The sequence below is a fragment of the Asticcacaulis sp. YBE204 genome, assembly GCF_000495855.1.
Classification (GTDB): Bacteria; Pseudomonadota; Alphaproteobacteria; order Caulobacterales; family Caulobacteraceae; genus Asticcacaulis.
This window is the reverse complement of sequence record NZ_AWGF01000011.1, coordinates 99,137-125,695: the sequence shown is the minus strand read 5'-3', so window position 1 is coordinate 125,695 and position 26,559 is coordinate 99,137. Positions and strand designations below refer to the sequence as shown.

The following is a 26,559-nucleotide window of genomic DNA, read 5'->3' as shown; positions in this document are numbered from 1 at the left end:
GAGAGGGGGTTATCTCAACTTCCGCACTTCCAGATTTTCATATTCCCCCACCAGCGGGGCCATCTGGCGGAAGCCGATGCTGCCCTTGGTCGGCCATTTCCGCTCCGGCCCGCCGGTCCAGTTGACCACCGGCAGGTCGTTGATCGTAAAGGCCACCGTCGCGCCGGACTTGCGGATTTTCACGCGGTAGGGCGGCTTGGCGTCCTCGACGTCGGGCAGGGGATCGGCACCCTGCGCCAGCAGTTCGAACCCCGGCGCGTAACGCAGATTGGCGAGGTGGAAGGCGCGTTCCTCTTCCCAGCGGCGGCGGAAATAGGAGATTTGCAGGGCCTGTACGTCGCTCTTGGTATATTGGTCGTAGATCCCGGCGCGCGGTTTCAGTTTCGGATCAAGGATATGCTCGCCGTTGACGCCCGCGGCAGCGAAGAACAGGATGCACAGGCCGGGTTCTTTGAGGACGCGGAAATCCCAGCTTATTTCGATGTCGTCGGGGAAGACCTCCGGGCACCAGAAGACGAAGTTCGAGGCCTGACCGTCGGCGGCGTCGCGCAGCGCGCTCATCTGCATCCGGCCATTGGGGAAGTCGACCTTCGCCTCGCCTTCCATTTTGAATGTCGCCACATCGGCGGGCGTTTTCAGCGGATTGGCATAGACCAGATCGCCCGCTTCCTTGGCGAACAGCGGTGAGGCGGCACCTGTGGCGGCCAGCCCGGTCAGAAATATCCGGCGGTCGAGTTTCATGACCGATCTCCGTTTCGAGTTTTCATGGCAATAAGGCTTTAAACGCGCGGATCAGCAAATCCCGCCGCGTTCTGCCCGGCGCGGTTGTCGGGCGCGGGCTTTTTGCGCGCGGTACCCGGTTGCGCGGAAGGCCGCCATCGGATCAATCGCGCCCCCTTTACGACGGCGCGCCTCGGCCAGGGCCGGACGCATATCAGTCTCAAAAGCCATGCGCAGGCAGTTGTGCCCCATCATGACGTCGTTGGCGTCCTGATACTCCGCCATGGCCGCGCGATCGACGATCAGCGCCTTGGCATAGGCCCCACCAATGGCGCGCGCCGAATTGAGGATGCTCTCCATCGGGTCGGTAACATTGTGCGACTGATCCATCATGTAGGAGGGATCGAAGACCGTGCCGCGCTTTACCGCGCGCTCTTCGGCGTGGACCAGTTCGTTGAAAATCAGGAAGAGCTGAAACGGGTTGATCGACCCGGCATCGAGATCGTCGTCGCCGTATTTCGAGTCATTGAAATGGAAGCCGCCCAGCTTGCCGAACTGCGCCAGCCGCGCGACGATCATTTCGATATTCACGTTCGGTGCGTGGTGGCCCATATCGACCAGACACTGGGCTTTCGGCCCGAGTTGCTGAGCGCACAGGATCGAGGTGCCCCAGTCCTGAATGACCGTCGAATAGAAGGCGGGTTCGTACAGCTTATGCTCAAGAAACACGCGCCAGTCGTCGGGCAGGGCGGCGTAGATCTCGGTCATGCTGTCGAGATAGCGCTCCAGCGTCTCGGCGAATTGCGCCTGACCGGCGAAGTTGGTGCCGTCCGAGAGCCAGACGGTCAGGGCGTTGGAGCCAAGCTTCTGCCCGATCTCGATACATTCGAGATTGTGTTCGATGGCCTGCTGACGCGTGGCGCGGTCGGTGTGGCTGAGGGAGCCGTATTTGTACGAGAGGGCCTGTCCCGGCTGGTCCTGAAAGGTGTTGGAATTGACCGCGTCGAAACCGATGCCGTAAGCCTCGGCGTATTGGCGCACCTCGGTATAATCGTAACTGGCGTCCCACGGGAAATGCAGCGAAATGCGCGGAGTCATGCCAGCGATCTGATGGACGGCGGCGCAGTCCTCGATCTTTTCAAAAATGTTGTTCGGCTCGCCCGGCATGGGGAAACGGGCGAAACGCGTCCCGCCGGATATCATCCCCCAACTGGGCAGGCCGACTTCCAGCGTCATGAGGCGGCGGACGACCGTCTCGATATCGATGTCGGCGCGCTCAAGTCGCACGCGCAGGCCCTCATAGTCGTAGAGGTGCGCGGCCATGAGCTTGTCGTTCTCGGCGTCGATCACGTCCTGCGGCAGGGCCGACAGGTGTCTCTTGACGGCGATATCGTCCATGCGGGGGTCCTGAAATCTTACTTTTGTGCTCCATTACGGCCCAAAGTGCGGGCGAGTCAAATCAACTGCGCTGTGTGTGCCGTCGAGCAAAGTATTTTATGTCGCGATGTTGTAGCCAAAAACCGCTTCACACTTTTTGGCACATCGCTGGACTGATGCGCAAATGCCAGACGCGACGGATTTTTCATCGCCAAGCCTTTGCGCGGACACAGTTTTCCCCTAGGGTCGAAATCAACGAAGCCGGTGAAAAATAAGCAATCTTCGCCGATAAGTTTCGATCAGAAACGGTCGAAACCCAAGCGTCTTCGATCAGGGAGTGTGGTGATCTTGGCGGACCTTTTGCGCGACATAAGCCCTGTGGACGGGACGGCGGACGCCGTACATCCGGTCGCCGAGGTCGTGTCACTGCGCGAAGTATCCGACGACATATCGCGCCGCCGGACAACGGGGACGGTTTGCGTCGTGTTCGATGTCGGCAAGACCAACGCCAAGGTCAGCGTCATTGATTCAGGGGGTCATATCCTGACGCAATCGGCGATCCGCACGCCGCACCTGCATACCCGGCTTTACGCGGCCTTCGATGTCGAGGCTCTCCACGACTGGTTCGTCGGCGAACTGAGACGCCTCGGCGCGCGCTATCGTATCGACCGCATCATTCCGGTGGCGCACGGGGCGGGCTGCGCTTTCCTTGGCGCTGAAGGTGAGTTGCTGCAACCGGTGCAGGACTATGAGGCCGCGATCCCGCAAGCCTATGCGCAGGCCTATCAGGCCATTCGGCCGCCGTTCGAGGAAACCCTGTCGCCGCTGCTGCCCAACGGGCTGAACCTCGGGGCGCAGATATTCTGGCACGCCCGCCGCGATCCGAAATTCATCGAGCGTGTCCATCACATCCTGTCCTATGCGCAATACTGGACGTGGCGGCTGTCGGGCGTCATGTGTTCGGAAATCACTTCGCTCGGGTGTCATACCGACCTGTGGAACCCGACGACCGGCACGTTCTCGTCGCTTGCCGTGCGCGAGGGCTGGGCGTCGAAATTTGCGCCCCTGCGTCCGGCGTGGGAGCGGGCGGGGGCGTTGCGGCCTCAGATCGCGCAGGCGGCAGGTATTGCGCACGATTGCCATATCCATGTCGGGCTGCACGATTCCAATGCCGCCCTGGCTCTGGTCATTGCGCGCCACGCGCACGACGACCGCGCGGCCTTGCCGGTCATCCTGACGACGGGGACGTGGTATGTCGCCATGGCGCCCGGCGTCAGCCCCGCCAGCGTCAAGGACGATTTGCAGCCCGATCGCGACTGCCTCGTCAATATCGACGTCTATGGTCAGGCCGTACCGTGCGCGCGCTTCATGGGCGGCCGAGCGCTGGAGCTGATTACCAATGGCCGGGTCGATGTGCCGGTCAGTCTGGAGACCGCGCGGCGCGTCCTGGCCTCAGGGGCGATGGCCTTGCCGAGCTTTGTCGGGGCGGGCGGACCCTTTCCGGGGCGGCAAGGTGAAATCCGCGGCTTCGATGACGATACGCCGGAAACGCGTCTGGCGCTGGGGCTGATCTATATCGCCCTGATCGCCGTGTCGTCGCTCGACATGATCGCACCGACCGACCGGCCCTTGCTCATCGAAGGCCCGGCGGCGCACAATCCGGTCTTCTGCACCCTGCTGGCGGCGATGCGCGACGGCGAGGTCTGGGTGTGCGATACCTCGTCCGGCGTGACGCGCGGGGCAGGGGCCATGGCCTTTTTCGGTCAGCACACGCCGCCGGCCCCGGCCTATAAATCCGTGACGCCGCAACTGGTCGAAGAGATGCGCGCCTATCGTACCGCCTGGATCGCTGCGATGGATGAGACGGCCTGATTGGTATCGCTAACATTTTACGTAACGGCCATTAGACAAATCCCAAAAACCTGCCTATAAGAATCAATCATAATCGATCATCGCTTGCGCAGGGGCTGCGGGCGTGGTCATCTATAAAAAATAATATTCAGGGCGGAATAACCTATGCACCTTCAGGATCGCTGGAAGCTGATCATCGACGAACTCAATCCGGACCGGGTGACCTCGGTCGATGAATTGACCAGCCGTCTGGGGGTGTCGCCCGCCACCATCCGCCGCGATCTCAACGAATTGCACGAACTGGGGCATCTTCTGCGCGTGCGTGGCGGGGCCATGCGCGTCGAAGGCAAGCATTTCAACGGTAAATCCGTTGTCGAGGAGCGCCGTCCGGACAGTCTGGTCGGGCAATCGAGCTTCCTCGATTCGACCATCGTCAACGCTCCGGTCAAGCGCGCCATCGCGCGGGCGGCGCTCGATTACCTGCAACCCGGCACCTCGATGATCATCGACGGCGGCACGACGACCTACACCATGGCCAATATGATGGCCAACGAACCCTATCATGTGCTCACCACCTCGATCCCGATCCTGCAATGTCTGCTCGACCGCTCGAAGGTCAAGGTGACCCTGCCGGGCGGCGAACTGTTCCGCGAACAGCGCATCATCCTCAATCCCTACGAGGACGGCATGTTGCAGAATTTTTCCGCCGCCAAGATATTCATCGGCTGTCAGGCCCTGACCAAGAACGGACTGATGCAGTCGGACACGCTTCTGGTGCAGTCGGAACGCCGCCTGATGGAGCGCGCCGATCAGGTCATCCTGCTGGCCGACTCGTCGAAGATCGATGCCCCGGCGTCCCTGTCGGTCTGCCCGCTGACGGCTATCGACGTGGTGGTGACGGACGAGGGGATCACGCCCGCGGCGCGCGGCTGGCTGGAAAACGCCGGCATCGAGGTGCGCATCGCGCGTCTTACCTCCGAAGACCTCAAGGCGTTCGAGGTCGTTTAGCGGCGAGGGTTAGAGCAGCACTTCGGCCTGTAGCCTTGCCTGCCACAGGGCCTTGCGGCGTTTCAGGTCGTCCTTGCAGGCCATTTCCGAATAATCCTCCGGCACCCGGTCCAGTTCCTCGTAACGGAACGCCGCCGCGCCGTGTTCGCTGTACGCCGCCTGTAACGGCTTATGGATGTGCTGCCCCAACCGCAGCGTGAACCAAAGCCCGTTCTGCTGCGCCTCTAAATTCCGGCTCGCGCCGACCCACACCTCGCCCGTAGCGTTGCAGATCACCGCATAGATGCCGCTGACCGACTTACGTTCCTTATAGGCCGCGATGGCCGCCTTCTTTTCATCGTGATCCATGAGATTCTCCTTTGACAGCCGCGCTCATGCCATATATTTTTATCCGGGTAAATATAATTCGAGGATATGATGGATTCCGAGCCTCTTTACGTCGTGTTCCAAAACGCCAAACGGCTGGCCGTGGGATCACTGGCCGAGATCGCCATAGCGGCGCGCCATGCGGGCGATCCCGTCCTGATCTTCAACCGCAGCACCGGCAAGGTCATCGACCTCGACCTGCGCGGTGACGATGAGACGATCCGCGCGCGCTACACACCGGAGCCGGAGACCGCCAGGCGCGGACGCCCAAAGCTGGGCGTCGTGGCACGCGAAGTGACCCTCCTGCCGCGCCACTGGGACTGGCTGGCGCAACAGCCCGGCGGGGCGTCCGTCACCCTGCGCAAGCTGATCGACGCCGCGCGCAAGGACGGCCCGGACCTCAAGGCGCGCACCACGGCGGCCTATAATGTGATGTTCGCACTGGCAGGCGACCACACGGGCTTCGAGGAGGCCTCCCGCGCCCTGTTCGCCGGGGACCGGGCAGCCCTCACTGCGCGCATGGATGATTGGCCAGCCGATATCAGCGACGAGGTCATCAATTATCTGGGTGCGGATCAGTCGCATTCCCAATAACCTGATCATGGCCAAAAGCATTATTCATGGATGAAAAACAAACTTCACCCATGCAAAAATCTGCGCCCTGACACGGTGAATTTACCCCCGTCCTCTGGTCAAATGTTCGCGTCTGCGATATGCGCAAGGGAAATAAATATCCCAGACCTTTCCGAGGTGCATTTCCATGCTTGAAGCCTATCGTGCCCACGTCGCCGAGCGCGCCGCCCTGGGCATCCCGCCCCTGCCGCTGTCGGCCCAGCAAACCGCCGACGTCATCGACCTGATCAAGAACCCTCCGGCGGGCGAAGAGGACTTCCTGCTCGACCTGATCACCTACCGCGTCCCCCCCGGTGTGGACGATGCGGCCAAGGTCAAGGCCTCGTTCCTGTCCGCCGTCGCGCACGGCGACTTCCCCGTCGCCCTGATCAGCCGCGAAAAGGCCACCCAGCTCCTCGGCACCATGGTCGGCGGCTATAACGTCAAGCCGCTGATCGACCTGCTGACCGACGCGACCGTAGGCCAGATCGCCGCCGAAGCGCTCAAGAAGACGCTGCTGATGTTCGACTTCTTCCACGACGTGGCGGAATTGGCGAAGAACGGCAACGACAACGCCAAGGGCGTCATCCAGTCGTGGGCCGATGCCGAATGGTTCACCTCGCGCCCCAAGGTCGCCGACAAGATCACCGTCACCGTGTTCAAGGTCACCGGCGAAACCAATACGGACGACCTGTCGCCCGCGCCGGACGCCTGGTCGCGCCCGGACATTCCGCTGCACTACCTCGCCATGCTGAAGAACAAGCGTGACGGCATCACGCCCGAAGAAGACGGCAAGCGCGGGCCGATGCAGTTCATCGACGACCTCAAGGCACGCGGCCACCTCGTCGCCTATGTCGGCGATGTCGTCGGCACCGGCTCGTCGCGTAAATCGGCGACCAACTCGGTCATCTGGGCGACCGGCGAAGACATCCCTTACGTGCCGAACAAGCGCTTCGGCGGCGTGACGCTGGGCGGCAAGATCGCCCCGATCTTCTTCAACACGCAGGAAGATTCCGGCGCCCTGCCCATCGAGGTCGACGTGTCGAACCTCAACATGGGCGACGTCATCGACATCTATCCTTATGAAGGCAAGATCGAGAAGGACGGCGCGACGGTCGCCGAATTCGCCCTGAAATCGCACGTCATCCTCGACGAGGTTCAGGCCGGTGGCCGCATCAACCTGATCATCGGTCGCTCGCTGACCGCCAAGGCGCGCGACTTCCTCGGCATCGCCGCCTCGACCGAGTTCCGCCTGCCCGTACCGCCCGCAGGCTCCGTCAAGGGCTTCACCGTCGCGCAGAAGATGGTCGGCAAGGCCTGCGGTCTGCCCGACGGTCAGGGCATCCGCCCCGGCACCTATTGCGAGCCGAAGATGACCACGGTCGGCTCTCAGGACACCACGGGCCCGATGACCCGCGACGAACTGAAAGACCTCGCCTGCCTCGGCTTCTCGGCGGACCTGGTCATGCAGTCCTTCTGCCACACCGCCGCCTATCCGAAGCCGGTCGACGTCAAGACCCACCGCGAACTGCCCGCCTTCATCTCGAACCGTGGTGGCGTCGCCCTGCGTCCGGGTGACGGGGTCATCCACTCGTGGCTGAACCGCCTGCTGCTGCCGGACACGGTCGGCACCGGCGGCGACTCGCACACCCGCTTCCCGATCGGGATTTCGTTCCCCGCCGGTTCGGGCCTCGTGGCCTTCGGTGCGGCGACCGGCGTCATGCCGCTCGACATGCCGGAATCGGTCCTCGTCCGCTTCAAGGGCGAAATGCAGCCGGGCATTACGCTGCGCGATCTCGTCCATGCCATCCCCTATTACGCCATCAAGCAGGGCCTTCTGACGGTCGCCAAGGCTGGCAAGATCAACGAGTTCTCGGGCCGCATCCTCGAAATCGAAGGCCTGCCGAACCTCAAGGTCGAGCAAGCCTTCGAACTGACCGATGCCTCGGCCGAGCGTTCGGCGGCGGGTTGCACCGTGAAGCTCAACAAAGAGCCGATCATCGAGTACATGACCTCGAACATCGTGCTCATGAAGAACATGATCGCCGACGGTTACGCCGACGCCCGCACCCTGCAACGCCGCATCAAGGCGATGGAAGACTGGCTGGCCAACCCGGTCCTCATGGAAGCCGACGCCGACGCCGAATACGCCCACGTCATCGAGATCGACCTCGCCGAGATCAAGGAACCGATCCTGTGCGCGCCGAACGATCCGGACGACGCGCGCCTGCTCTCGACCGTTCAGGGCACCGCCATCGACGAAGTCTTCATCGGCTCGTGCATGACCAATATCGGCCACTTCCGCGCCGCCTCGCTCCTGCTCAACGGCAAGCGCGACATCCCGACCCGCCTGTGGGTCGCGCCGCCGACCAAGATGGACGCCGCCGAACTGACCAAGGAAGGCCACTACGGCGTCCTCGGTTCCGCCGGTGCGCGCATGGAAATGCCGGGCTGTTCGCTGTGCATGGGCAATCAGGCGCAGGTCCGCGAAGGCGCGACCGTCGTCTCGACCTCGACGCGGAACTTCCCGAACCGTCTGGGCAAAAACTCCAACGTCTTCCTCGCCTCGGCGGAACTCTCCGCCATTGCGTCGAAGCTGGGCCGCCTGCCGACCGTCGAGGAATACCACGCCGACATGGGCGTCCTCAACGCCAAGGGCGACGAGGTCTACCGCTACATGAACTTCGATCAGATCGAGGAATATGCCGACGTCGCCAGCACCGTCGCTGCGGAGTAGTTGTAAGAAAGATTGCAGGAGGCTCGCCTCCTGCACCTCATGACTTTAAGAGCCCTGTCGGAAACGACGGGGCTTTTTTCACGCTCCCTCCTCCCTACGAAGTGGGGAGCGGGGCGGCCCGTGCCGTGGCGGCGAGTGAAACGAGACGACGGAGGGGTATAACGCCCCACCGCGTTCACACGTTCAGGCCTTTAGTATTTGGTTTCGACCTCGACGACCCCTCCACCATTTGCTACGCAAACGGTCCCCCTCCCCACTTCGTAGGGAGGAGAGAGTACAAAAAAAGCCCTCCGGTTCGCACCGGAGGGCTTTGATCGTTCGGCCTGAAAGCGCGGATTAACGCGCCAGCCAGCCGCCATCAACCGGGATGATCGCGCCATTGACGTAATCCGATGCCGGAGCAGCCAGGAACACCGCCGTACCACCCAGATCCGACGGCTCACCCCAGCGGCCTGCCGGGATGCGGTCGAGGATCGACTTGTTACGGTCGGCGTCGGCGCGCAGTTGCGCCGTGTTGTCGGTCGCCATATAGCCCGGCGCGATCGCGTTGACCGTGATGCCCTTGTTGGCCCATTCGTTGGCCAGCAGGCGCGTGATCCCGGCGATACCCGACTTCGAGGCGGTGTAGGACGGGACGCGGATGCCGCCCTGGAACGACAGCATCGAGGCGATGTTGATGATCTTGCCGTAGCCCTGCGCGATGAAGTGACGACCGGCGGCCTGAGCGACGAAGAACGCACCCTTGATGTTGACGTTCATCACGTCGTCCCAGTCTTTTTCCGAGAAATCGACGGCGTCGGCGCGACGGATCAGGCCGGCATTGTTGACGAGGATGTGCAGGCCCCCCAGCTCGTCGATCGTCGTCTTGATGACGCGTTCGATGGGCTCGACCGAGCCGAGATTGGCGTCGATATTGATGAAGCGGCGGCCCAGCGCCTTGACCTTCTCACCGGTCTCGTCGGCGGGAACGATGCCGACGGCGGCGATATCGGCACCGGCTTCGGCCAGCGCCAGCGCGATGCCCTGACCCAGACCCGTATTGGCGCCGGTAACGAGGGCAACCTTGCCCGACAGATCGAATGCGTTTGTCATAATTAGTCTCCCGTTCGTTTAATACCTCCCCATATCATGGGGAGGGGGACCGCACGACGCGCGAAGCGCTAGATGCGGTGGTGGGGGCCTTTCGGTATATTATACTGTACCGACTGCGCCCGTTGAAACTCTGCAAAGCCCCCCTCCGTCTGACCTCCGGTCAGCCACCTCCCCCACAAGTGGGGGAGTATAGGGGCTGCGAGGCATAGCCTCGCCGTACTAAAAAGTCAGAAAATCTCGAAGGGCCGCCCCGAGAGATTTTCTGCCCGTATCCAATAAACCACCTCCCGATGCGTTAGCATCGGGAGGTGGGATCACGCCAGTTGGCAGATATCCAGCACGTTCATATCGGTATAGTCGAGGTTTTCCCCGCCCATGGCCCAGATGAACGCATAGTTCGACGTCCCGGCCCCCATGTGGATCGACCACGGCGGCGAGACGACGGCTTCGTTGTTCTGAATGACGATATGGCGCGCGGCGTCCGGCTGTCCCATGAAGTGGAACACCCGGTCGTTTTCGCCGAGGTTGAAGTAGAAATAGACCTCCGAGCGGCGGTCGTGCAGGTGCGGCGGCATGGTGTTCCATACCGAGCCCGGCGACAGGATGGTCAGGCCGAGCAGCAACTGGCACGACTTGGCGGTCGTCGGCACGATGTACTGATAGATGACGCGTTCGTTGGATTGCTCCAGCGAGCCGCGCGCCAGCGGCACGGCCTGATCGATCGAGATCTTGACCGTCTCGTAACGCGCGTGGGCGGGCGTCGAGGTCAGGTAATAGAGCGCCGGATTGGCCGCGTCGTCAGACGTGAAGACCACGTCCTTGGTGCCCATCGGGATGTACAGGCCATCCTTTTGCGCCAGATCGTAGACCACGCCGTCCACCGAGACCTTGCCCGTGCCGCCGCCGACATTGATGACGCCCAGTTCGCGGCGCTCAAGGAAGGGATGACCGGCGGCCGAGGCCGGTTCGGTCTGGTCCGGCAGGCGAAGCTCGCCCGACACCGGGGCCGCGCCGCCGACGACGAAGCGTTCGAAGTGCGTGTAGTTCAGAATGACCGAATCCGCCGCGAACAGGCCCTGCATCAGGTACTTGTCGCGCAGGTCTTCGGTATCGGCGAAATCCATCATATCGGGATGGGTCGCATGATAGATCTTCTGGTACAGGGAATTCTGGCACATGGGATCGCTCCATTATGAAAAAAGCCGGGTTTTGACACCCGGCTTCCGGTTCAGCTTAGGCGTTTTCCAGCGCCACAACGCCCTTGATGTAGGCCTTGATGCCTTCGTCCTGCGCGTTGGCAAAGAAGTATTCCTGGAACTTTTCACCGGCGACGGTCGCCTTGAGCAGGTCCTGATCGATGGTCTTGAGGACCGTCAGCATGTCGTGGCAGGTGACGCTCTTCACGGTCTTCAGGATGCCGCGGTTCTTGGCCATGATTTCGGCGCGCTCCTTGGGATAGCCCAGACCGCGCTCGCCGTCGAACAGCTTGCGGTAGACGTCCTGAAGGTTCAGCTCGGCCGCCCAGCCGAAGCCCTTGGCGTAGGGCATGGAGATGGCGTTGCCGTCATTGATCTGGCCGAACAGGAAGGCGTCGGTCGGGTCGATGACCAGACCGCAGAAGACGCCCGGCATCGCGTTAGCGGCCAGCATGGCGCCCATGCCCGTGCCGCAGCCGGTGACGACGAAGTCGGCGGCCTTCGAGTTGAGCAGGATACCGGCCAGAAGACCGTTCATGATGTAGGTCAGCGAGGCCTTGTCGTCGGCGCTGTACATGCCGTAGTTGAACACGGTGTGGCCGAGCGGCTCGGCAACGGTCTTCAGCGCGTCGAAGATAATGCTGTTCTTGGCGGCCTGGCTGTTCTCGTTAATCAGAGCGATTTTCATAATATCACGTCCTTTGAAGGGTCGAATTTTGTGAGGAGAGGTCTGAACCTTTGGTCAAGCGACATATCCCGGTTTAAGGGATGTGTCACCACGTAATGAGACATTCGCGGCGATATTTTAACCGGTCAAGACAAAGGGCCGGTATCGCTACCGGCCCCTGCATTCAAACAATAATTTGTCCTACAAACCGCAACCTATTGCAGGTTCACGAACATGCCGCCGTCGACCAGCAGCGACGCGCCGGTGACGTAACCGGCCAGTTCGTCCGAGGCGAGGAAGATGACGGGACCGGCAAGATCTTCCGGCTGACCCAGACGGCCGAGCGGGATGCGCGCTTCCATATATTCGCGCTTCTTGACATCGGCCAGATCGTCCTTGTTGATGTCGGTCAGGATGGTGCCCGGCAGGACAGCGTTGCAGCGGATGCCGTGCTTGCCCAGCGCGATGGCCGTCGATTGCATCAGCGACAGGACGCCCGCCTTGGTCGGCGTGTAGTGCGTCTGGTACTCACCACCGACTAGCGCCGAGATCGACGAGACGGCGACGATCGAACCGGCGAAGCCGTTTGCGCCCTTGCCCTGTTTGACCATCTGGTTGGCAGCAGCCTGACACATATAGTAAGCGCCGTTCAGGTTGACGGCGATGGTGCGATCCACCGTTTCGACCGGCATGTCGAGGAAGCCGTGGAACGGGCAGATGCCGGCATTGTTGACGAAGATATCGACGCGGCCATAGGCTTCGACGGCGGCAGCCACAAAGGCCGTGGCCGATTCCGGCTTCGACACGTCGCCGCGCAGCGCAAAAGCCTGCCCGCCGGCGGCCTTGATTTCCTCGACAGCGGACTGGGCCGAAGCTTCGTCACCGGCGAAATTGATGCCGATCTTCGCGCCATGACGCGCGGCGGCGACCGCGATGCCGCGACCGATGCCCTTGGAGCCGCCGGTAACCAGCAAAACCTTGTCTTTGAGTAGCATGTCTTTTCTCTCTGTATTACCGGGAAGCGTTGATCCCACCCCCGCGTTTCCAATCGATTGTAGTTGGATCACTTTCCATTCGGAAAGTGATCCGGATTACTCTTGTCGCGCGTTTGATTCCAAAAACCCCAAGAAAGCATCATGTACACTTTTTGGAACGCGCTTTTTAACCATTCGCGCCATTCGCCTGTTGCGACAGGCGCAAAAACTTATCCCCCAGACGATACCCGCCGCCGCCCGCGTCACGCGGGGCGACGCTGAGATAGCCCTGCTCGACGAGCGTCGAGGCCAGCCGGTAGGCCGTGGAGCGGGCCAGACCGGCACGTTCGGCGATATCGTTCAGCGTCACAAGCCCCGACGCCACGGCCTCGACGATCATCAGGCCGCGCACCAGGGTCTGGCTGCCGCTGACCGATTTCGTCTGAACATCCGTGTCTTTGATCATTGTGCTTTGAGGCCCGTGATTTGACGTTTTGACGTTCGCGGCTGACGTTTTTTGCTTGATAAGCTATAGGTTAATTTCATATATTGGAATATAGCGATTGGCAACGGTTTTTGCGCTCACAAATGAGCATAACTGCCACAAATCGATCATTGCCGGATATCCGGCTCCGCTTTCGACATGCAGGGTTAAAAAGGCTTCTAAGATGGGTTACCCCAAGATCAAGCACGTGCGCGCGTTCGTCATCAAGGGCGGCGAAGGCGGCGGTGGCGCCGACTATCACGATCAGGGCGAAGGCCACTGGATCGACAATCACATCGCCACCTCGATGGGGCGCTATCCCGAATATCGTCAGTCGCGCAAGTCGTTCGGCATCAACGTGCTGGGCACGCTGGTCGTCGAAATCGAAGCCGATGACGGCACGATTGGTTTCGCGGTGACCACCGGCGGCGAGCCCGCCTGCTACCTCGTCGAAAAGCACTTCGCGCGCTTCCTCGAAGGCCGCAACCCGTTTGAATACGAGCGCATCTGGGATCAGATGTATTTCGGTTCGCAATATTATGGTCGCAAGGGCATCGTCGTGAACGCCATTTCCGGCGTCGACCTCGCCCTGTGGGACCTGATGGGCAAGCTGCGTCAGGAGCCGGTCTATCACATGCTGGGTGGCGCGGTGCGCGACGAACTGCAATTCTACGCCACCGGCGCGCGTCCGGACCTCGCCAAGGAGATGGGCTTCATCGGCGGCAAGATGCCGCTGTATCACGGCCCGATCGAAGGCGACGAAGGCCTCAAGAAGAACGTCGAACTGATTGCCGACATGCGCTCGAAGGTCGGTGAAGACTTCTGGCTGATGTACGACTGCTGGATGGCACTCGACGTCAACTACGCGACGCGTCTGGCGCACAAGTGCCACGAATATGGCCTCAAGTGGATCGAAGAAGCCATCAACCCCGACGACTACTGGGGCTATCAGCAACTGAAGAAAAACGCCCCTCCGGGCATGCTGGTCACCACGGGCGAGCACGAATCGACCCGCTGGGGCTTCCGTATGCTGCTTGAGATGGACTGCTGCGACATCATCCAGCCCGACGTCGGCTGGTGCGGCGGCGTCACCGAACTGCTGAAGATCTCGGCCCTGGCCGACGCCAAGGGCACGCTGGTCGTGCCGCACGGCTCGTCGGTGTACAGCTACCACTTCGTCATCACGCGTCACAACTCGCCCTTCGCCGAGTTCCTGATGATGGCCCCCAAGGCCGACCACGTCGCCCCGATGTTCCACCCGCAATTGCTGGGCGAGCCCATTCCGGAAAATGGCCGCATGAAGGTCACCGCGCTTGACAAGCCGGGCTTTGGCGTCGAATTGAACCCCGAAGTAAAGCTTTATCGTCCCTACGAACACTGAGTGCGTTAAGCCCCCTCACCCCAACCCTCTCCCCCTCGGGAGAGGGGGCTTTTTTATCGGCCACCTTCTCCCTGTGGGGAGAAGGTGGCCGATAGGCCGGATGAGGGGGAATTACACAAAGGATATTTTTAAATGAAACTCGTCCGTTTTGGCCCGCAGGGTCAGGAAAAGCCCGGCGTTATCGATGCCGACGGCAAGCTGCGCGACCTGTCCTCGGTCGTCGCCGACATCACCCCCGAAGAAGTCCGCCTGTCGAAGCTGGCCGGTCTGAAGGCCACCGACGTGTCGGCCCTGCCGGTCGTCGAAGGCGACGTCCGGTACGGCGTCCCGGTCAACAAGATCAACAAGATCATCGCGGTGGGCCTGAACTACGCCGACCACGCCGCCGAAGCCGGTCTGCCCGTGCCGCCGGAGCCGATCTTCTTCACCAAGGCCATCACCTCGCTGACTGGGCCCAACGACGTGGTCATCAAGCCGCGCGACGCGACCAAGCTCGACTGGGAAGTCGAACTGGGCCTGATCATCGGCAAGACCTGCCGTTACGTGGACGAAGCCACCGCGCTCGATCACGTCGCCGGTTACGTGCTGGTCAACGACATTTCCGAGCGCGCCTTCCAGAAGGAGCGCGGCACGCAGTGGGTCAAGGGCAAGGGCGCCGACACCTTCTGCCCGACCGGTCCGTGGCTGGTCACGCCGGACGAAATCGGCGACGTGCATAACCTCGACATGTTCCTCGACGTCAACGGCGTCCGCCGTCAGACAGGCAACACCAAGACCCTGATCTTCAACGTTGCCCACTGCATCAGCTACATCTCGCAGTTCATTACCCTGCAACCGGGCGACCTCGTCATAACCGGCACGCCTCCCGGGGTCGGCGAAGGCCAGAAGCCGACCGCGATCTATCTGAACGCGGGCGACACCATGCACCTCGGCATCACCGGCCTCGGCGAACAGCGCCAGACCGTCGTGCCGTTCACCCTCGAAGGCCTGGAGATCATTGAGTAATGGCTTACGCTGAACGTTATGCTGGCCGTTGCGCCGTCATCACCGGCGCTGCCGGTGGCCTCGGTAAGGCCGCTGCCGCCCGCATCATCTCTGAGGGCGGCAAGGTCGTCCTGTGGGACCTGAACGCCGACCTGCTGGAAGCCACCGCCAAGGAAATCGGCGCTGCCGGTTTTGTGGCGCTGGACGTCTCGAAGCTTGAGGAAGTCTCCGCCGCCGCCAAGAAGTCGGCTGAGATCCTCGGCAAGATCGACATCCTGATCGCGTCGGCGGGCATCACCGGTGCCACCGTGCCGGTGTGGGAATTCCCCGTCGATTCGTGGCTCAAGGTGATGGATATCAATCTCAACGGCCTGTTCTACTGCAACCGTGAGATCATCCCTTACATGCTGGAAAACGGCTATGGCCGTATCGTCAACGTGGCCTCGGTCGCGGGCAAGGAAGGCAATCCGAACGCCTCGGCCTATTCGGCCTCCAAGGCGGGCGTGATCGGCTTCACCAAGTCGCTCGGCAAGGAACTGGCCACCAAGGGCGTCATCGTCAACGCCCTGACCCCGGCGACCTTCGAGTCGCCGATCCTGGCGCAACTGCCGCCGTCGCAGGTCGAATATATGCGCTCGAAGATCCCGATGGGCCGTCTCGGCATCGTTGACGAATCGGCGGCCATGGTGACCTTCATGGCGTCGGAAGAGTGCTCGTTCACCACGGCCTCGACCTTCGACACGTCGGGCGGCCGCACGACGTTCTAATTTTCCAAGCATCCCCCTTGATATCAGGGGGGACCCCGGCTTTAGCCGGAGGGGGGTTATGCGTCGGTTGTTAACCCCACCGTCTTTTGCCGCTTCACGTCAAAAGCCACCTCCCCTGAAATCAGAGGAGGAACTTTAACGAGGCCCAAATGACTAAACTGCCTTTCATCGACGCACACATCCACCTGTGGGACCTTGACCTGCTTCGGTACGGCTGGCTCTCGGCCCCGTTCGACGATTCAGGCGTCAACGGCTCGACCGAGGCCATCGCCTCGACCTACCTCCCCTCGCATTACCAAGCCGACGCCACGGGCTTCGACGTGCGCGGCACGGTCCATATCGATGCCGGGGCTCACGGTGACGACGCCCTGACCGAGACCCAGTGGCTGCAACGCCTGTCGGACGAGACGGGCATCCCCACGGGTATTGTGGCCTTTGCGGCGCTCAACGACCCTGAGGTCGAAACGCTTCTGGCGGCCCACAGCCGTTACCCGGCGGTGCGCGGTATCCGCCATATCCTCAACTGGCACCCGGACAGCTATTTCACCTACACGCCGCAGAACCTGCTCGACGACCCGCAATGGCAGGCCGGTTATGCGCTGCTGGCCAAGTATAACCTGTCCTTCGACCTGCAAATCTATACCAACCAGATGGCGGCTGCCGCCGACCTCGCGGCGAAGCATCCGGACATCCCCGTCATGCTCAATCACGCCGGGATGCCGGTCAATGACGGCGAGGGCCATATGGCGCGCTGGGAAGCCGGTATGCGCCGTCTGGCCGCCGTGCCGCATGTCTCGGTCAAGATCTCCGGCATGGGCTTTGCCGAGCGCCAATGGACGACCGAGAGCATCCGCCCGATCGTGTTGAAGACCATCGAGATTTTCGGCGTCGACCGCGTGATGTTCGCGTCGGATGTGCCGACCGACAAGCTGTTCTCGGACTATGCGACGATCATGAACAGCTTCGACGCGGTGACCAGCGATTTCAGTGAAGCCGAGCGTCTGGCCATGTTTGCGGGCAATGCCAACCGGCTGTATCGGCTGGGGATTGCGCTCTGACAAAAATCATACCTCCCCAACTTGTTGGGGAGGGGGACCGCACGAGATCGCGTAGCGATTGAGATGCGGTGGTGGGGGCCTTTTCTGGCAAAGACCGCAAGGCCCCCCTCCGTCACGCTTTCGCGTGCCACCTCCCCCGCGTGGCGGGGGAGTATAAAATGTAAAAAGCCGCCCCGTGAGGAGCGGCTTTTTTGTTGGCGGAGGCTGAACTTAGCCCTTCTTCGGCTTGCGGCCCCAGAGGTGCGCGAACTTCCAGCCGGTCAGATCTTCGACGATCCGGCGGCTTTCCTCGGACTCGGGCTCGGTTTCCCCGGCGCGCAGACGCTCGACCTCATGCACCAGCACCGCGTGGGTTCTGGCGTTGAGCTTGAATGCCCATGAAATCCACGCGCCCAGGATCATCATCAGGATCGGGCCGCCGACCATGACCAGAACGATCGTATGGATGGCGTCGGGCGTCTGGGTAGCGAACTCGGTGGCCTCTTTCGGCGTTGGCACATAGCCGCCCGCGTCGATCACCCAGCCGGTCGCAACCAGCGCCGCCGATTGCGCCGCTTTACGCGTAAAGGTCATGACCCCGGCGAAGATACCTTCGCGGCGCTGACCCGTCACGGCTTCGTCGACGTCCGGCAGGTAGTTATAGACCGACCACGGCACGAAGTTCAGCGTCCCGCGACCGAGACCGGCGAGGATGATAGGCACGAACAGCCAGAACAGCAGACCGAAATTCGACTGGCTGAAAGCGACCAGAATGTTGCCGTCGAGCGCCGCCAGACCGGCACCGAACCCGGCGGGCTGTGTCAGGTAGAAGGCGAGGAACAGCAGAACCGCGGCGATCACGAAGCAGATGGCGATGCGGTAGGCAACGGTCGGCCCGGTCTTGATGACCACTTGCAGCGCGATCATCACCGAGATCAGCTGGGCGATGTACATGGTCACCATCATGCCCGAAATCAGCGGCGTCGCGTCGGCCTTGGACAGGACGGCACCCGCCGCCAGAACCGTAGTCACGAAGATCGGGAAAGCGGTGTTGAAGATATCCTGCGACAGGTATCCACCCAGATAGATGCTGATGTGCTGACGGAAGGCGCGCAGACGCAAGGTCGAGAACAGATCGCCGAACATCTTGACCGGGATCATCAGCGCGGCCTTGAGCGACGGGGGATCGCCCTGATAAGCCAGTTCGTCGGCGGTATAGGGACGTTCCCACGAGAAGACCAGCACCAGAATGACGACGATCGAGAACAGGATGCCGAAGATGGCCGCCATGACGAGGAAGATGTTCGGCGACCCTTGCCCGGCCACCATGCCGGTCAGGATCGGCATGAACGAGGCGAGGATGGCCGAGGCCTGAGCCACGATCATGCGCGCCCCGGCGAACTTGGCTTTCTCTTTGTAATCCTTGGTCATTTCCGCGGCGAGCGTTTCCCACGGGATCAGGAACATCGTATAGACGAATTCGAAGAAGATGAAGGCGAACAGGTAATACCAGAAGGTCTGACCCGTCACGAAGAGCAGGGCGAATGACGGCAGCAACGGCACGGTGATCATCAGGAATATCTTGCGCCGCCCGATCGTGCGCCCGATCTTGGTGTGACGCAGATTGTCCGAGATATAACCGATCAGCGGACAGGTGATCGCTTCCAGCAGACGCGGCAGGCCGAGGATCATCCCCGCTTCACCGGCGCTCAGGTCGCAGTAGGTGGTGAAGAAATAGAACAACCAGCCGGTGATGACGGCTTGCGCGCCGGCCCCCAAAAGGTCGCCGGAGCCCCAGCCCCAGTAGTTGATCCAGCTTGGTTTACGTACCGTCGGCGCTTCGGCCATGTCGTTTCACTCCCCGTCAATAACCCCCTCTCCCCGCCTGCGGGGAGAGGGCTGGGGTGAGGGGCAGATGTCCGCCGTCTCATTGCCCCTCATCCGGCCTGTCGGCCACCTTCTCCCCGTAAACGGGGAGAAGGGAAATTAAATAAACCGATACAGGAACTCACCCATGGTCAGCAAGGCCATGGCCTGACCGAACGGCATGGAGGTCAGCGGAATGTCCTTGTATTCCTGAATCGAATTGAACACCGGCGTGCCGAACGACACCTGAGTCAGTTCGCCCGCGTCGTTGATGTGGGCACGGACGGCCTTGGCACCCTTGATGCCGATGGCTTCGTACTCTTTCGAGATATAGCCCTTACGCACGGCCTTGAGGATACCATAGGCGAAACCCGCGGAGGCGGCGGCTTCCTCATACGACGTCTCGTCGTCGAGGATGGTGCGCCACAGGCCCGACGGGGCCTGAACCTTGGCCAGCGCCTTGACCTGCGCTTCCAGCGTTTCGATCAGGAACATGCGGAAGGCGTCGTCCTTCGGCAGGTCGAGCAGTTCGATAAATTCCGGAATCACGATCGTGACCCACGAATTGCCGCGACCCCACAGGGCGTCGGCAAAGTTGTGACGTCCGTCGAAGGTCCAGCCGTGGAACCACAGGCCGGTCTTGCGGTCGGTCAGGTACTTGATGTGGATGAGGAACTGGCGCTTGGCCTCTTCGACATAGTGCGGGCGGTTGAGCAGCAGGCCGATCTTGGCCAGCGGCACGACCGACATCATCAGGGTGTCGTCCCACATCTGCTGATTGTTGACGCTGTTATAGACGATGTGCTGGAAACCGCCCTCTTCGGTGCGCGGCAGCTCGTTATAGACCCACTCGGCCCAGACATCGAGGTAAGGCAGGTAACGGCGGTCGCCCGTGCGCTCATAGAGGTAGGCCAGCGTCAGGAACGGCGCGACGGTGTTGATATTGCGCGACGGCGAGCCTTCCTTGAACCGGTCCTCGAACCAGTTAATCATGATGTCCCAGGCTTTTTTGTCGCCGGTCATCTCCCACACCTTGTACATGCCGTACAGGCCGATGCCCTGCGTCCATTCAAAGCCGTGCCACGCCTTGGTATCGATCACGCGACCGTCGGTCAGACGCAGCAGGAACTCGCCCGACGTGTCCTCGATATTGACGAGGTTGTCGATCAGGCCGTCGATGGCGGCGAGGTAATCGTTACGATCCGCCCCCAGCGCCGCCGACTGATGTTGCAGCAGCGGATGGATGTTGAACGGATCGGTCGGCGTGAGGATCTGGTTCTTGGTATTGACGGCCATGGAAGAAACTATCTTTGCAGTTTGTTGGGAGCGGCCACGATTTCGAGTGGCACGCCGCCGCGCACGGTGCGCAGGTTGATGAGTTTGACGGGTTCGAGGGCATTTTCAGGCTTGCCGTCGGTGGTGACCGCCAAAGTGATGGTGTTGTCGCCGTTGGGGTTCAGGATGCCCGGCGGAATGACGAAGGTGCGCTGCGGCCCGATATGGGCGATGAACTGCCCCATATTCCAGCCGTTGACGAAGATCAAGACGCGGTTTTCACGCTCGGAACGCGGCACGGTGGTGTCACCGAAGCTGAGGCCCAGTTGCACGTCGTGGCCCTTGGGCAGGTCGAGCTTGAACTGCGTGCGCAGCCAGTAGGTGCCGGGGGCCGGGGGGGCTGCCGTCGGGCTGGCGTTTTCCCATCCCTCTTGTTTTCCGGGGAGGTACCAGCCTTCGCGTTCGCCATAGAGGCCGCCATTGTTCATCGGCCCGCGAACCAGATCGGCGATTTCCTCGCCGCCCTTGTTGCCCTGGATGCGCCACTCGATCGGCACCGCAAAACGACGGCCCGCGCGCGTGGTCAGCGAGGCGGCGATCAGGCCGCGCGCTTCGCGGTGCGCGTCGTCGGCCATCAGGTCCCAGTTGTGCGAATTGTTGCGCACCATGACCGAGATGACGTGATCGCCGGGGGTCAGCTTGTCGAGCTTGAACTTGATGCTGTCGGTGGTTTCGGGGAACTGACGGCCCGTATCGAGCTCGTCGTGGCCGATATATTTGCCGTCGATCCAGACCTGAATCAGGCCCGCGCCGCCAGCGCCGTAGAACAGCTCAAGCTGATCCGCCGTTTGATCCGTGATCTTGACGTGGCCGCGATACCAGACGTCGCCGTGGTGGAAGCCGTAGTCGCTCATCGAGAGCGTCGGCTGGCCGCGCTCGGTCGTCGTCCAGGTCTGGGCAGCCGTCGGGCGGGTATCGGCCTTGACCCACTTCGAGTCGTCGAAACCCGGCTGCGCTTCGGGACTGTCCGTACGGCGCGTCCATTGCTGGGTTTCGAGGTCCGGCAGGGTCACCTTGTCCGGACGCGGCAGGGGCTGGGCGCTCATGACGCTGCCGTCGCTTTGCGGCACCAGCGCTACGGCCTCACCGTTGAAGGTCGCGGTCTGGATCGATTTCGGTCCCCAGATGGTCAGGGCGCTTTCGGTCGCGATATCGCCTGTCAGGTCGAGTTTCCCGCCCGACAGCTTCGCCCCGCGCACGAGGGCGGCGGTCAGTTGCAGGACCGGTCCTTCGGTGGTGGTTTGCTGCCAGAAATTATAGCTGGTCGGTTCGTCGGCGATCAGCAGCAACAGCGGCACGCGACCGCCATCGGTGATGCGCAGACGGATCAGGCCGTTGTGCGTATAGCTGATCTTGAGGTCGCCGGTTTTCGCATCGTATTTCGAGGTGGCGACGCCCGACAGGACCTCGACCTTTGGCGCAGACGTATAGCGCAGAACCGTCTCGCCGGTCTCGTTGGTTCGGCCTTGCAGAAGCGCGATGTCCTGATCGCCGTTCTTGAAGTGCGTCTGGATTTCCGAGTTGGAATAGACGAGGCGCTGACGCTCCATGTCGTATCCGGCCAGCAGCATCTTGGCATCCTGACCGTTGACGCGGACCGGAATCTTATAGGTGCCGTCGGTCGTGGTGACGTCGAAGGTGGCGCTGTCGTCGGTCAGTTGGTCCGACGGGCTGTGGACGGCAAACAGGATGTGCGTCTTCAGCGTCGGATTGATGTTGTGATAGACCTTGATCTTGGCGTTCGAGGTCGTGATCTCCGGCCCCTTGTCCATTTCGGCCAGCACCTGTTCGGCGGCCTGAACGAACATGCCCTGCTGCTTGAGCGCCAGCCCCTTCGGGCGGATGCCGCGGTCTTCGCTGATCGGCGCGCCGTAGTCGTACGACGTGTAGACGACCGGACCGGCCAGCCAGCCCCACGACGTGCCGCCGAAGGTCATATAGATATTGTGGATGGTGATGCGGTTGATCAGGTTGGTGCCGTAAAACACCCGCTGATAGCCCTTGCCCTGACGTTCGGCGGTGCAGTTATAGGTGCCGTTCGAGCCCCAGTAGTCGAACCAGCCCGCCCCCAGCTCCGCCGCGAAACCGGGCGTTTTCGGCGAGGACAGCGAACCGACCTTCGGGATGTTCTTGCCGTAGATGCCCCAGTCGGGGGCCTTGTTCGGGCCCGACGGATCGGCGTGAACGTTGCAGGTGCCCCCCGGATAGCCGTCGAAGGCGTACATGTCGGTCGGGCCGGAATTGGCCCACGGCGCGGTCGAATTTTTCGGCGTCCAGTCGGGCAGGCGACCGGCGGCATTATGGAAGAAGGGCACGGTGATGCCGTCTTCGCGCGCCTTTTTCGCCAGATGCTCCATCTGACGGACGTGCTTGGGCTCGACCTTGCCGAGTTCGTTTTCGAGCTGATAGGCGATGACCGTGCCGCCGCCGTCGGTGATCTGATGGCGGGCGATGATGGCGTTGATTTGCGTCATCCACTCGTCGGTCGCGGCCAGATAGACCGGGTCGTCGGTACGGGCTTCGGCACGCGAGCGCAGCATCCAGCCGGGGAAGCCGCCGCCGGTCAGTTCCGCGTTCACATAAGGGCCGGTGCGGGCGATGACGTACATGCCCTCTTCCTCGGCGATTTCCAGCGCCCGCTCGACGTTGCGCACGCCGGAGAAGTCATAGACGCCCGGAGCCGGCGAATGGTAGCCCCAGTCGAAATAGAAGGCGACGCCGTTGAATCCGGCGGCCTTCATCTTTTGCAGCACGTCGCGCCACAGCGACGGATTGGGCAAACGGAACGGATGGACCTCGCCGGACCACACCATGACCCGCTTACCGTCGACCATCATCGAATGCTCGTCCCAGGTCACCTTTTTCGGCGCGCCCTTGGGCTTGGTCGCCTCGGCATAGAGTTTCGGGTCTTCGGTCATGACGGTGAAGTGGCGCACCACGCCCGACACGCCGCCGATTTCCTTTTTCGCCGTCCACGTTTTGAAGCCGTCGAGGCTGTCCGAATACCAGTAATGTTTCGTCAGGTAGTCGTCGAAATAGATGCGCCAGCCACCATTCGGGAGCTTGACCAGCGCCTGCCCTTCGCGCCAGTTGCCCCAGCCGGCCCAGTCGCCTTTTTTCTCGATTTTCCACGGACCGTAGAGCGACTTGGCGGTGGCCAGTTCGATATATTTGGTCGTCTCGTTCTTGACGAAGGCGGTGTAACCCTTGGCGGTCGAGACGACGAAGGTGTCGATGAAATTGCCCTCAAGGCCTTTGAGCGCCTTGGGCGCGGACCATTGGGTGAGATCGGCATTGGCTTCGATCACATAGGCGCCGAACGGGCCCTTGGTGCCGCCCTTCGACAGGGAAACGACGACCTTGAGCGAGCCATCCTTGTCGCGGAACCATTCCGGCGCCCAGGTATTGGTCACACCCGGCAGGTCGATCTTGACCTCGCGCACGAATTCCCAGTTTTTCAGGTCCTTCGAACGCGTGACGCCGAAATCGGCCCCGTCCCAGTTGGTCGTATAGACGACGTAATAATAGCCGTCGGTGTGGCGGATGATCGACGGATCGCGCAGCAGGCGCTTATCGGGCGTATAGGCCTCGGAGGCCAACGTGTGGAAATTGACGCCATCGCCTGAGGTGAACAGGCTCATCGTGTTTTGCGACGTCGCCATGAAGCTCGACATCAGAAAGACGGGCGCGTCTTTTTGCGCATCGGCTTTTTGTGCGGCTTGTTTGGCGGCGTCGGAGCCCTGTGGGATGCCCAGTTCCTGCGCAAACGATCCGAAGGCGAGGGCGCCCCCCAGCGCCGCGATCAGACCGATTTGCGAAACACGCGAAAAGGCTGCACGGCCGCGCAGCGTCTTGGAATAGGGCATTCGGGGTCCTCTTCTGGGCTTCCTCTGTCCGGTCTGCTGTCGGTGGACTTATCCACACAGGCCCTGTTTGCCCGTATGCACGCCGATGGCTGCCGTTTGTCGCGCGTTAAGATGACATTGACTATTGCTCATATCAATGAAAAAATATCATAAGCGAGCATATAAATGCCAGATTTGAGCAGGGAAACCGCCGATATGATCAAAAATAATCAAAAAAATGGGATTCTCGGTGATGCCGTGGCGTTATGGCTGGCGGTCGCCGCGACCATAGGTTTCGCCACGCCATCGATGGCTCAGGAGTCTTCCAAAACCGTGACGGCACCAACCCCCGCTTACCGCTTCATCCTCGATCCTGCCTATAAGGCTGCCCCCGATGCCATCGCCCTGACGCCGGCGCAGGCTTATGACGAGGCCAAAGGCTATGGCTTCACCAATACGAAGGACGGCAACGAAATCGCGCTGGCGATCAAGGTCGCACCGGGTGATTATCGCGTCCGCGTCACGCTGGGACAGGATAAAAAGACCAAGCTAAAAACCGGCAGCCGCACCTCGGTCTGGGCCGAGGACCGCCGCCTAATGCTGGCCCCGGTGGTGCTGAAAAAGGGCGAATCCAAAACCGTTGAATTCTTCGTCAATGTCCGCGATCCCAATCTGGTCGTCTCCGAACAGGATGTGATCAAGACCCCGAAGGTACTGCTGCGCGGCGACGAGCCGACCCAGAGCCGCGATTGGGACGACAAGCTGACCATCGCCTTTTCAGGTTCGGCCCCGGCGGTGCAAGCCATCGAGATCGAGAAAGCCACGCCCGCCCGCCGCGTCTTCATCGTCGGCGACTCGACGGTCGCCGATCAGGGTGGCGCCGACTACGCCTCGTGGGGGCAGATGCTGCCGCGCTTCCTGTCGACCGAACTTTCTGTCGCCAACCACGCGCGGTCGGGCGAGACGATGAAATCGTTCATGACGAGCCTGCGCTGGGACAAGGTGATGAGCGAGGTCCGCCCCGGCGATATCCTGCTCATTCAATTCGGTCACAACGACCAGAAAAAACAGTGGCCACGCACCTATGTGAGCGCCGGACGCGGCTATCCCGCCTATCTCAAGGCCTTGGTCGCCGATGCGCAAGACCACGGCGTTCAGGTCGTGCTGATTTCGCCGGTGTCGCGCCGGACCTTCAAGGACGGGGTGATCACCAACAGCCTCGCCGGTTACGACGACGCCGTGCGCAATACGGCGAAGGAACTGGGTATCCCGTTCATCGACCTCACCGCCAAAACGAAGACCCTGTACGAGGCGCTGGGGCCGGAGATCAGCCCGCTGGCCTTCGCCAATTCGGGTAAGGACGGTACGCACCATAACGCCTATGGGGCTTTCACCATCGCCAACTATGTGGCGCAGGCGATTACCGATCCGGCCAACAGCCTCGACCTTCGGGCATCTGGCGATTTTGTGGCCTTCGATCCCGCGAAGCCGGTCGATACCAAGGCGTTCGAAATTCAACCCGCCGACTGGCCGCTGATGCGCGAAGTCGTGGCAAAGGTATCGGGGAACTAAAAAACATCCCTCCCTGCTTTAGCGGGGAGGGGGGACCGTGAGCGCAGCGAACGGTGGTGGGCCTTAACCAGACCGCAAGGCCCCCCTCCGTCTTTTGTCGCTGCGCGACAAAATCCACCTCCCCCGCGCAGCGGGGGAGTATGAAAGGGAGCACCAAACCATGACTCAAATCCACGGCTTCAAGATGCAACTGAAACCCGGCTTCGAGGCCGAGTACCAGAAGCGCCACGACGAAATCTGGCCTGAACTGGCCGACCTCCTACACGAAGCGGGCGTGTCGGACTATTCGATCTTTCTCGATTCTGAGACCCTGACTCTGTTCGGCGTGCTGAAGCGTACGGACGACCACACGATGGCCGACCTGCCCGCGACGGCGCTGATGAAGAAGTGGTGGGCCTATATGGCCGATATCATGGACAGCAATCCGGACAATTCGCCGGTCGCCACGGACCTGAAACACGTCTTCTACATGGCCTAAGAGACTGTTTGGAAAGTCTTCGGGTCGCTCCCGTGGTTATTTATTTCCGCCCGCTACGTTGGAAACTCTCCCCGATGTTCACATCGAGGCTTTATTTCGGCCTTGCGGCCAATCTTAAGTTTTGGAAAAATCCCTCACGGGCGCTCAACCGCTTACTTCCCAAACAGTCTCTAAAAAGCCCCACTGTTGCCAGTGGGGCTTTTTTATTAT

Annotated in this window: 21 protein-coding genes; 10 read left to right on the top strand and 11 right to left on the bottom strand. The window is 61.5% G+C overall.

Annotated elements, in window-relative coordinates; genetic code table 11:
* Nucleotides 1–9 precede the first annotated feature (9 nt).
* Both AEYBE204_RS33670 and rhaI read right to left on the bottom strand, forming a co-directional pair.
* Entirely contained in the window at nt 10–741 is a 732-nt protein-coding gene (locus AEYBE204_RS33670) for a DUF1961 family protein (protein WP_023463007.1), read from the bottom strand.
* A gap of 51 nt (nt 742–792) precedes the next feature.
* On the bottom strand, nt 793–2,118 hold the full coding sequence (rhaI, locus tag AEYBE204_RS33665) for an L-rhamnose catabolism isomerase (RefSeq protein ID WP_023463006.1): 1,326 nt from the start codon (nt 2,116–2,118) through the stop codon (nt 793–795).
* A 327-nt stretch (nt 2,119–2,445) separates the two neighbouring features.
* On the opposite strand from rhaI, the gene AEYBE204_RS33660 reads away from it, so the two are divergent.
* Complete coding sequence (locus tag AEYBE204_RS33660; RefSeq protein WP_162148413.1) at nt 2,446–3,969, top strand: FGGY-family carbohydrate kinase; 1,524 nt, start codon at nt 2,446–2,448, stop codon at nt 3,967–3,969.
* Between the two features lie 144 nt (nt 3,970–4,113).
* Nucleotides 4,114–4,956, top strand: coding sequence for a DeoR/GlpR family DNA-binding transcription regulator (locus AEYBE204_RS33655; RefSeq protein ID WP_023463004.1), 843 nt, complete (start codon nt 4,114–4,116; stop codon nt 4,954–4,956).
* A 9-nt stretch (nt 4,957–4,965) separates the two neighbouring features.
* Here the strand turns inward: AEYBE204_RS33655 and AEYBE204_RS33650 are convergent, their stop codons facing one another.
* Entirely contained in the window at nt 4,966–5,304 is a 339-nt protein-coding gene (locus AEYBE204_RS33650; protein ID WP_023463003.1) for a GIY-YIG nuclease family protein, read from the bottom strand.
* Between the two features lie 66 nt (nt 5,305–5,370).
* Here AEYBE204_RS33650 and AEYBE204_RS33645 point away from each other — a divergent pair, with 66 nt between their 5' ends.
* Entirely contained in the window at nt 5,371–5,916 is a 546-nt protein-coding gene (locus tag AEYBE204_RS33645; RefSeq protein ID WP_369751903.1) for a DUF2239 family protein, read from the top strand.
* 166 nt (nt 5,917–6,082) lie between these two features.
* Nucleotides 6,083–8,671: a bifunctional aconitate hydratase 2/2-methylisocitrate dehydratase gene (gene acnB, locus AEYBE204_RS33640; protein WP_023463001.1), complete on the top strand. Its 2,589-nt coding sequence runs from the start codon at nt 6,083–6,085 to the stop codon at nt 8,669–8,671.
* Nucleotides 8,672–9,007: 336 nt separating this feature from the next.
* Here acnB and kduD read toward each other — a convergent pair whose 3' ends face one another.
* The 5 genes from kduD to AEYBE204_RS33615 form a co-directional block, all read right to left on the bottom strand.
* Nucleotides 9,008–9,763, bottom strand: coding sequence for a 2-dehydro-3-deoxy-D-gluconate 5-dehydrogenase KduD (gene kduD, locus AEYBE204_RS33635; protein WP_023463000.1), 756 nt, complete (start codon nt 9,761–9,763; stop codon nt 9,008–9,010).
* A gap of 314 nt (nt 9,764–10,077) precedes the next feature.
* Entirely contained in the window at nt 10,078–10,926 is an 849-nt protein-coding gene (kduI, locus tag AEYBE204_RS33630) for a 5-dehydro-4-deoxy-D-glucuronate isomerase (protein ID WP_200862187.1), read from the bottom strand.
* 70 nt (nt 10,927–10,996) lie between these two features.
* Nucleotides 10,997–11,647, bottom strand: a complete 651-nt coding sequence (locus tag AEYBE204_RS33625) for an RpiB/LacA/LacB family sugar-phosphate isomerase (protein ID WP_023462998.1) — start codon at nt 11,645–11,647, stop codon at nt 10,997–10,999.
* Nucleotides 11,648–11,841: 194 nt separating this feature from the next.
* Complete coding sequence (locus AEYBE204_RS33620; RefSeq protein ID WP_023462997.1) at nt 11,842–12,621, bottom strand: SDR family NAD(P)-dependent oxidoreductase; 780 nt, start codon at nt 12,619–12,621, stop codon at nt 11,842–11,844.
* A 166-nt stretch (nt 12,622–12,787) separates the two neighbouring features.
* A complete protein-coding gene (locus AEYBE204_RS33615) occupies nt 12,788–13,066 on the bottom strand; it encodes a helix-turn-helix domain-containing protein (RefSeq protein WP_023462996.1) in 279 nt (92 codons plus the stop codon).
* 202 nt (nt 13,067–13,268) lie between these two features.
* Between AEYBE204_RS33615 and rhmD the strand changes: the two genes are divergently transcribed.
* The 4 genes from rhmD to AEYBE204_RS33595 all read left to right on the top strand — a co-directional run bounded on the left by rhmD (nt 13,269) and on the right by AEYBE204_RS33595 (nt 17,274).
* A complete protein-coding gene (gene rhmD, locus AEYBE204_RS33610; RefSeq protein ID WP_023462995.1) occupies nt 13,269–14,465 on the top strand; it encodes an L-rhamnonate dehydratase in 1,197 nt (398 codons plus the stop codon).
* A 132-nt stretch (nt 14,466–14,597) separates the two neighbouring features.
* Nucleotides 14,598–15,470, top strand: a complete 873-nt coding sequence (locus tag AEYBE204_RS33605) for a fumarylacetoacetate hydrolase family protein (RefSeq protein ID WP_023462994.1) — start codon at nt 14,598–14,600, stop codon at nt 15,468–15,470.
* Nucleotides 15,470–16,216 carry an SDR family NAD(P)-dependent oxidoreductase gene (locus tag AEYBE204_RS33600; RefSeq protein WP_023462993.1) on the top strand — a complete coding sequence of 249 codons (747 nt, stop codon included), beginning with the start codon at nt 15,470–15,472 and terminating at the stop codon, nt 16,214–16,216. The genes AEYBE204_RS33605 and AEYBE204_RS33600 overlap by 1 nt, the downstream gene beginning before the upstream one ends.
* 149 nt (nt 16,217–16,365) lie before the next feature.
* Nucleotides 16,366–17,274, top strand: coding sequence for an amidohydrolase (locus AEYBE204_RS33595; protein ID WP_023462992.1), 909 nt, complete (start codon nt 16,366–16,368; stop codon nt 17,272–17,274).
* A 210-nt stretch (nt 17,275–17,484) separates the two neighbouring features.
* Here AEYBE204_RS33595 and AEYBE204_RS33590 read toward each other — a convergent pair whose 3' ends face one another.
* The 3 genes from AEYBE204_RS33590 to AEYBE204_RS33580 form a co-directional block, all read right to left on the bottom strand.
* Complete coding sequence (locus tag AEYBE204_RS33590) at nt 17,485–19,101, bottom strand: MFS transporter (RefSeq protein WP_023462991.1); 1,617 nt, start codon at nt 19,099–19,101, stop codon at nt 17,485–17,487.
* A gap of 138 nt (nt 19,102–19,239) precedes the next feature.
* Nucleotides 19,240–20,415 carry a glycoside hydrolase family 105 protein gene (locus AEYBE204_RS33585; protein ID WP_023462990.1) on the bottom strand — a complete coding sequence of 392 codons (1,176 nt, stop codon included), beginning with the start codon at nt 20,413–20,415 and terminating at the stop codon, nt 19,240–19,242.
* Nucleotides 20,416–20,423: 8 nt separating this feature from the next.
* Complete coding sequence (locus AEYBE204_RS33580; protein ID WP_023462989.1) at nt 20,424–24,320, bottom strand: beta-galactosidase; 3,897 nt, start codon at nt 24,318–24,320, stop codon at nt 20,424–20,426.
* 195 nt (nt 24,321–24,515) lie between these two features.
* Here AEYBE204_RS33580 and AEYBE204_RS33575 point away from each other — a divergent pair, with 195 nt between their 5' ends.
* Nucleotides 24,516–25,871, top strand: a complete 1,356-nt coding sequence (locus AEYBE204_RS33575) for a rhamnogalacturonan acetylesterase (protein WP_023462988.1) — start codon at nt 24,516–24,518, stop codon at nt 25,869–25,871.
* 160 nt (nt 25,872–26,031) lie between these two features.
* On the top strand, nt 26,032–26,349 hold the full coding sequence (rhaM, locus tag AEYBE204_RS33570) for an L-rhamnose mutarotase (RefSeq protein WP_023462987.1): 318 nt from the start codon (nt 26,032–26,034) through the stop codon (nt 26,347–26,349).
* Nucleotides 26,350–26,559 lie beyond the last annotated feature (210 nt).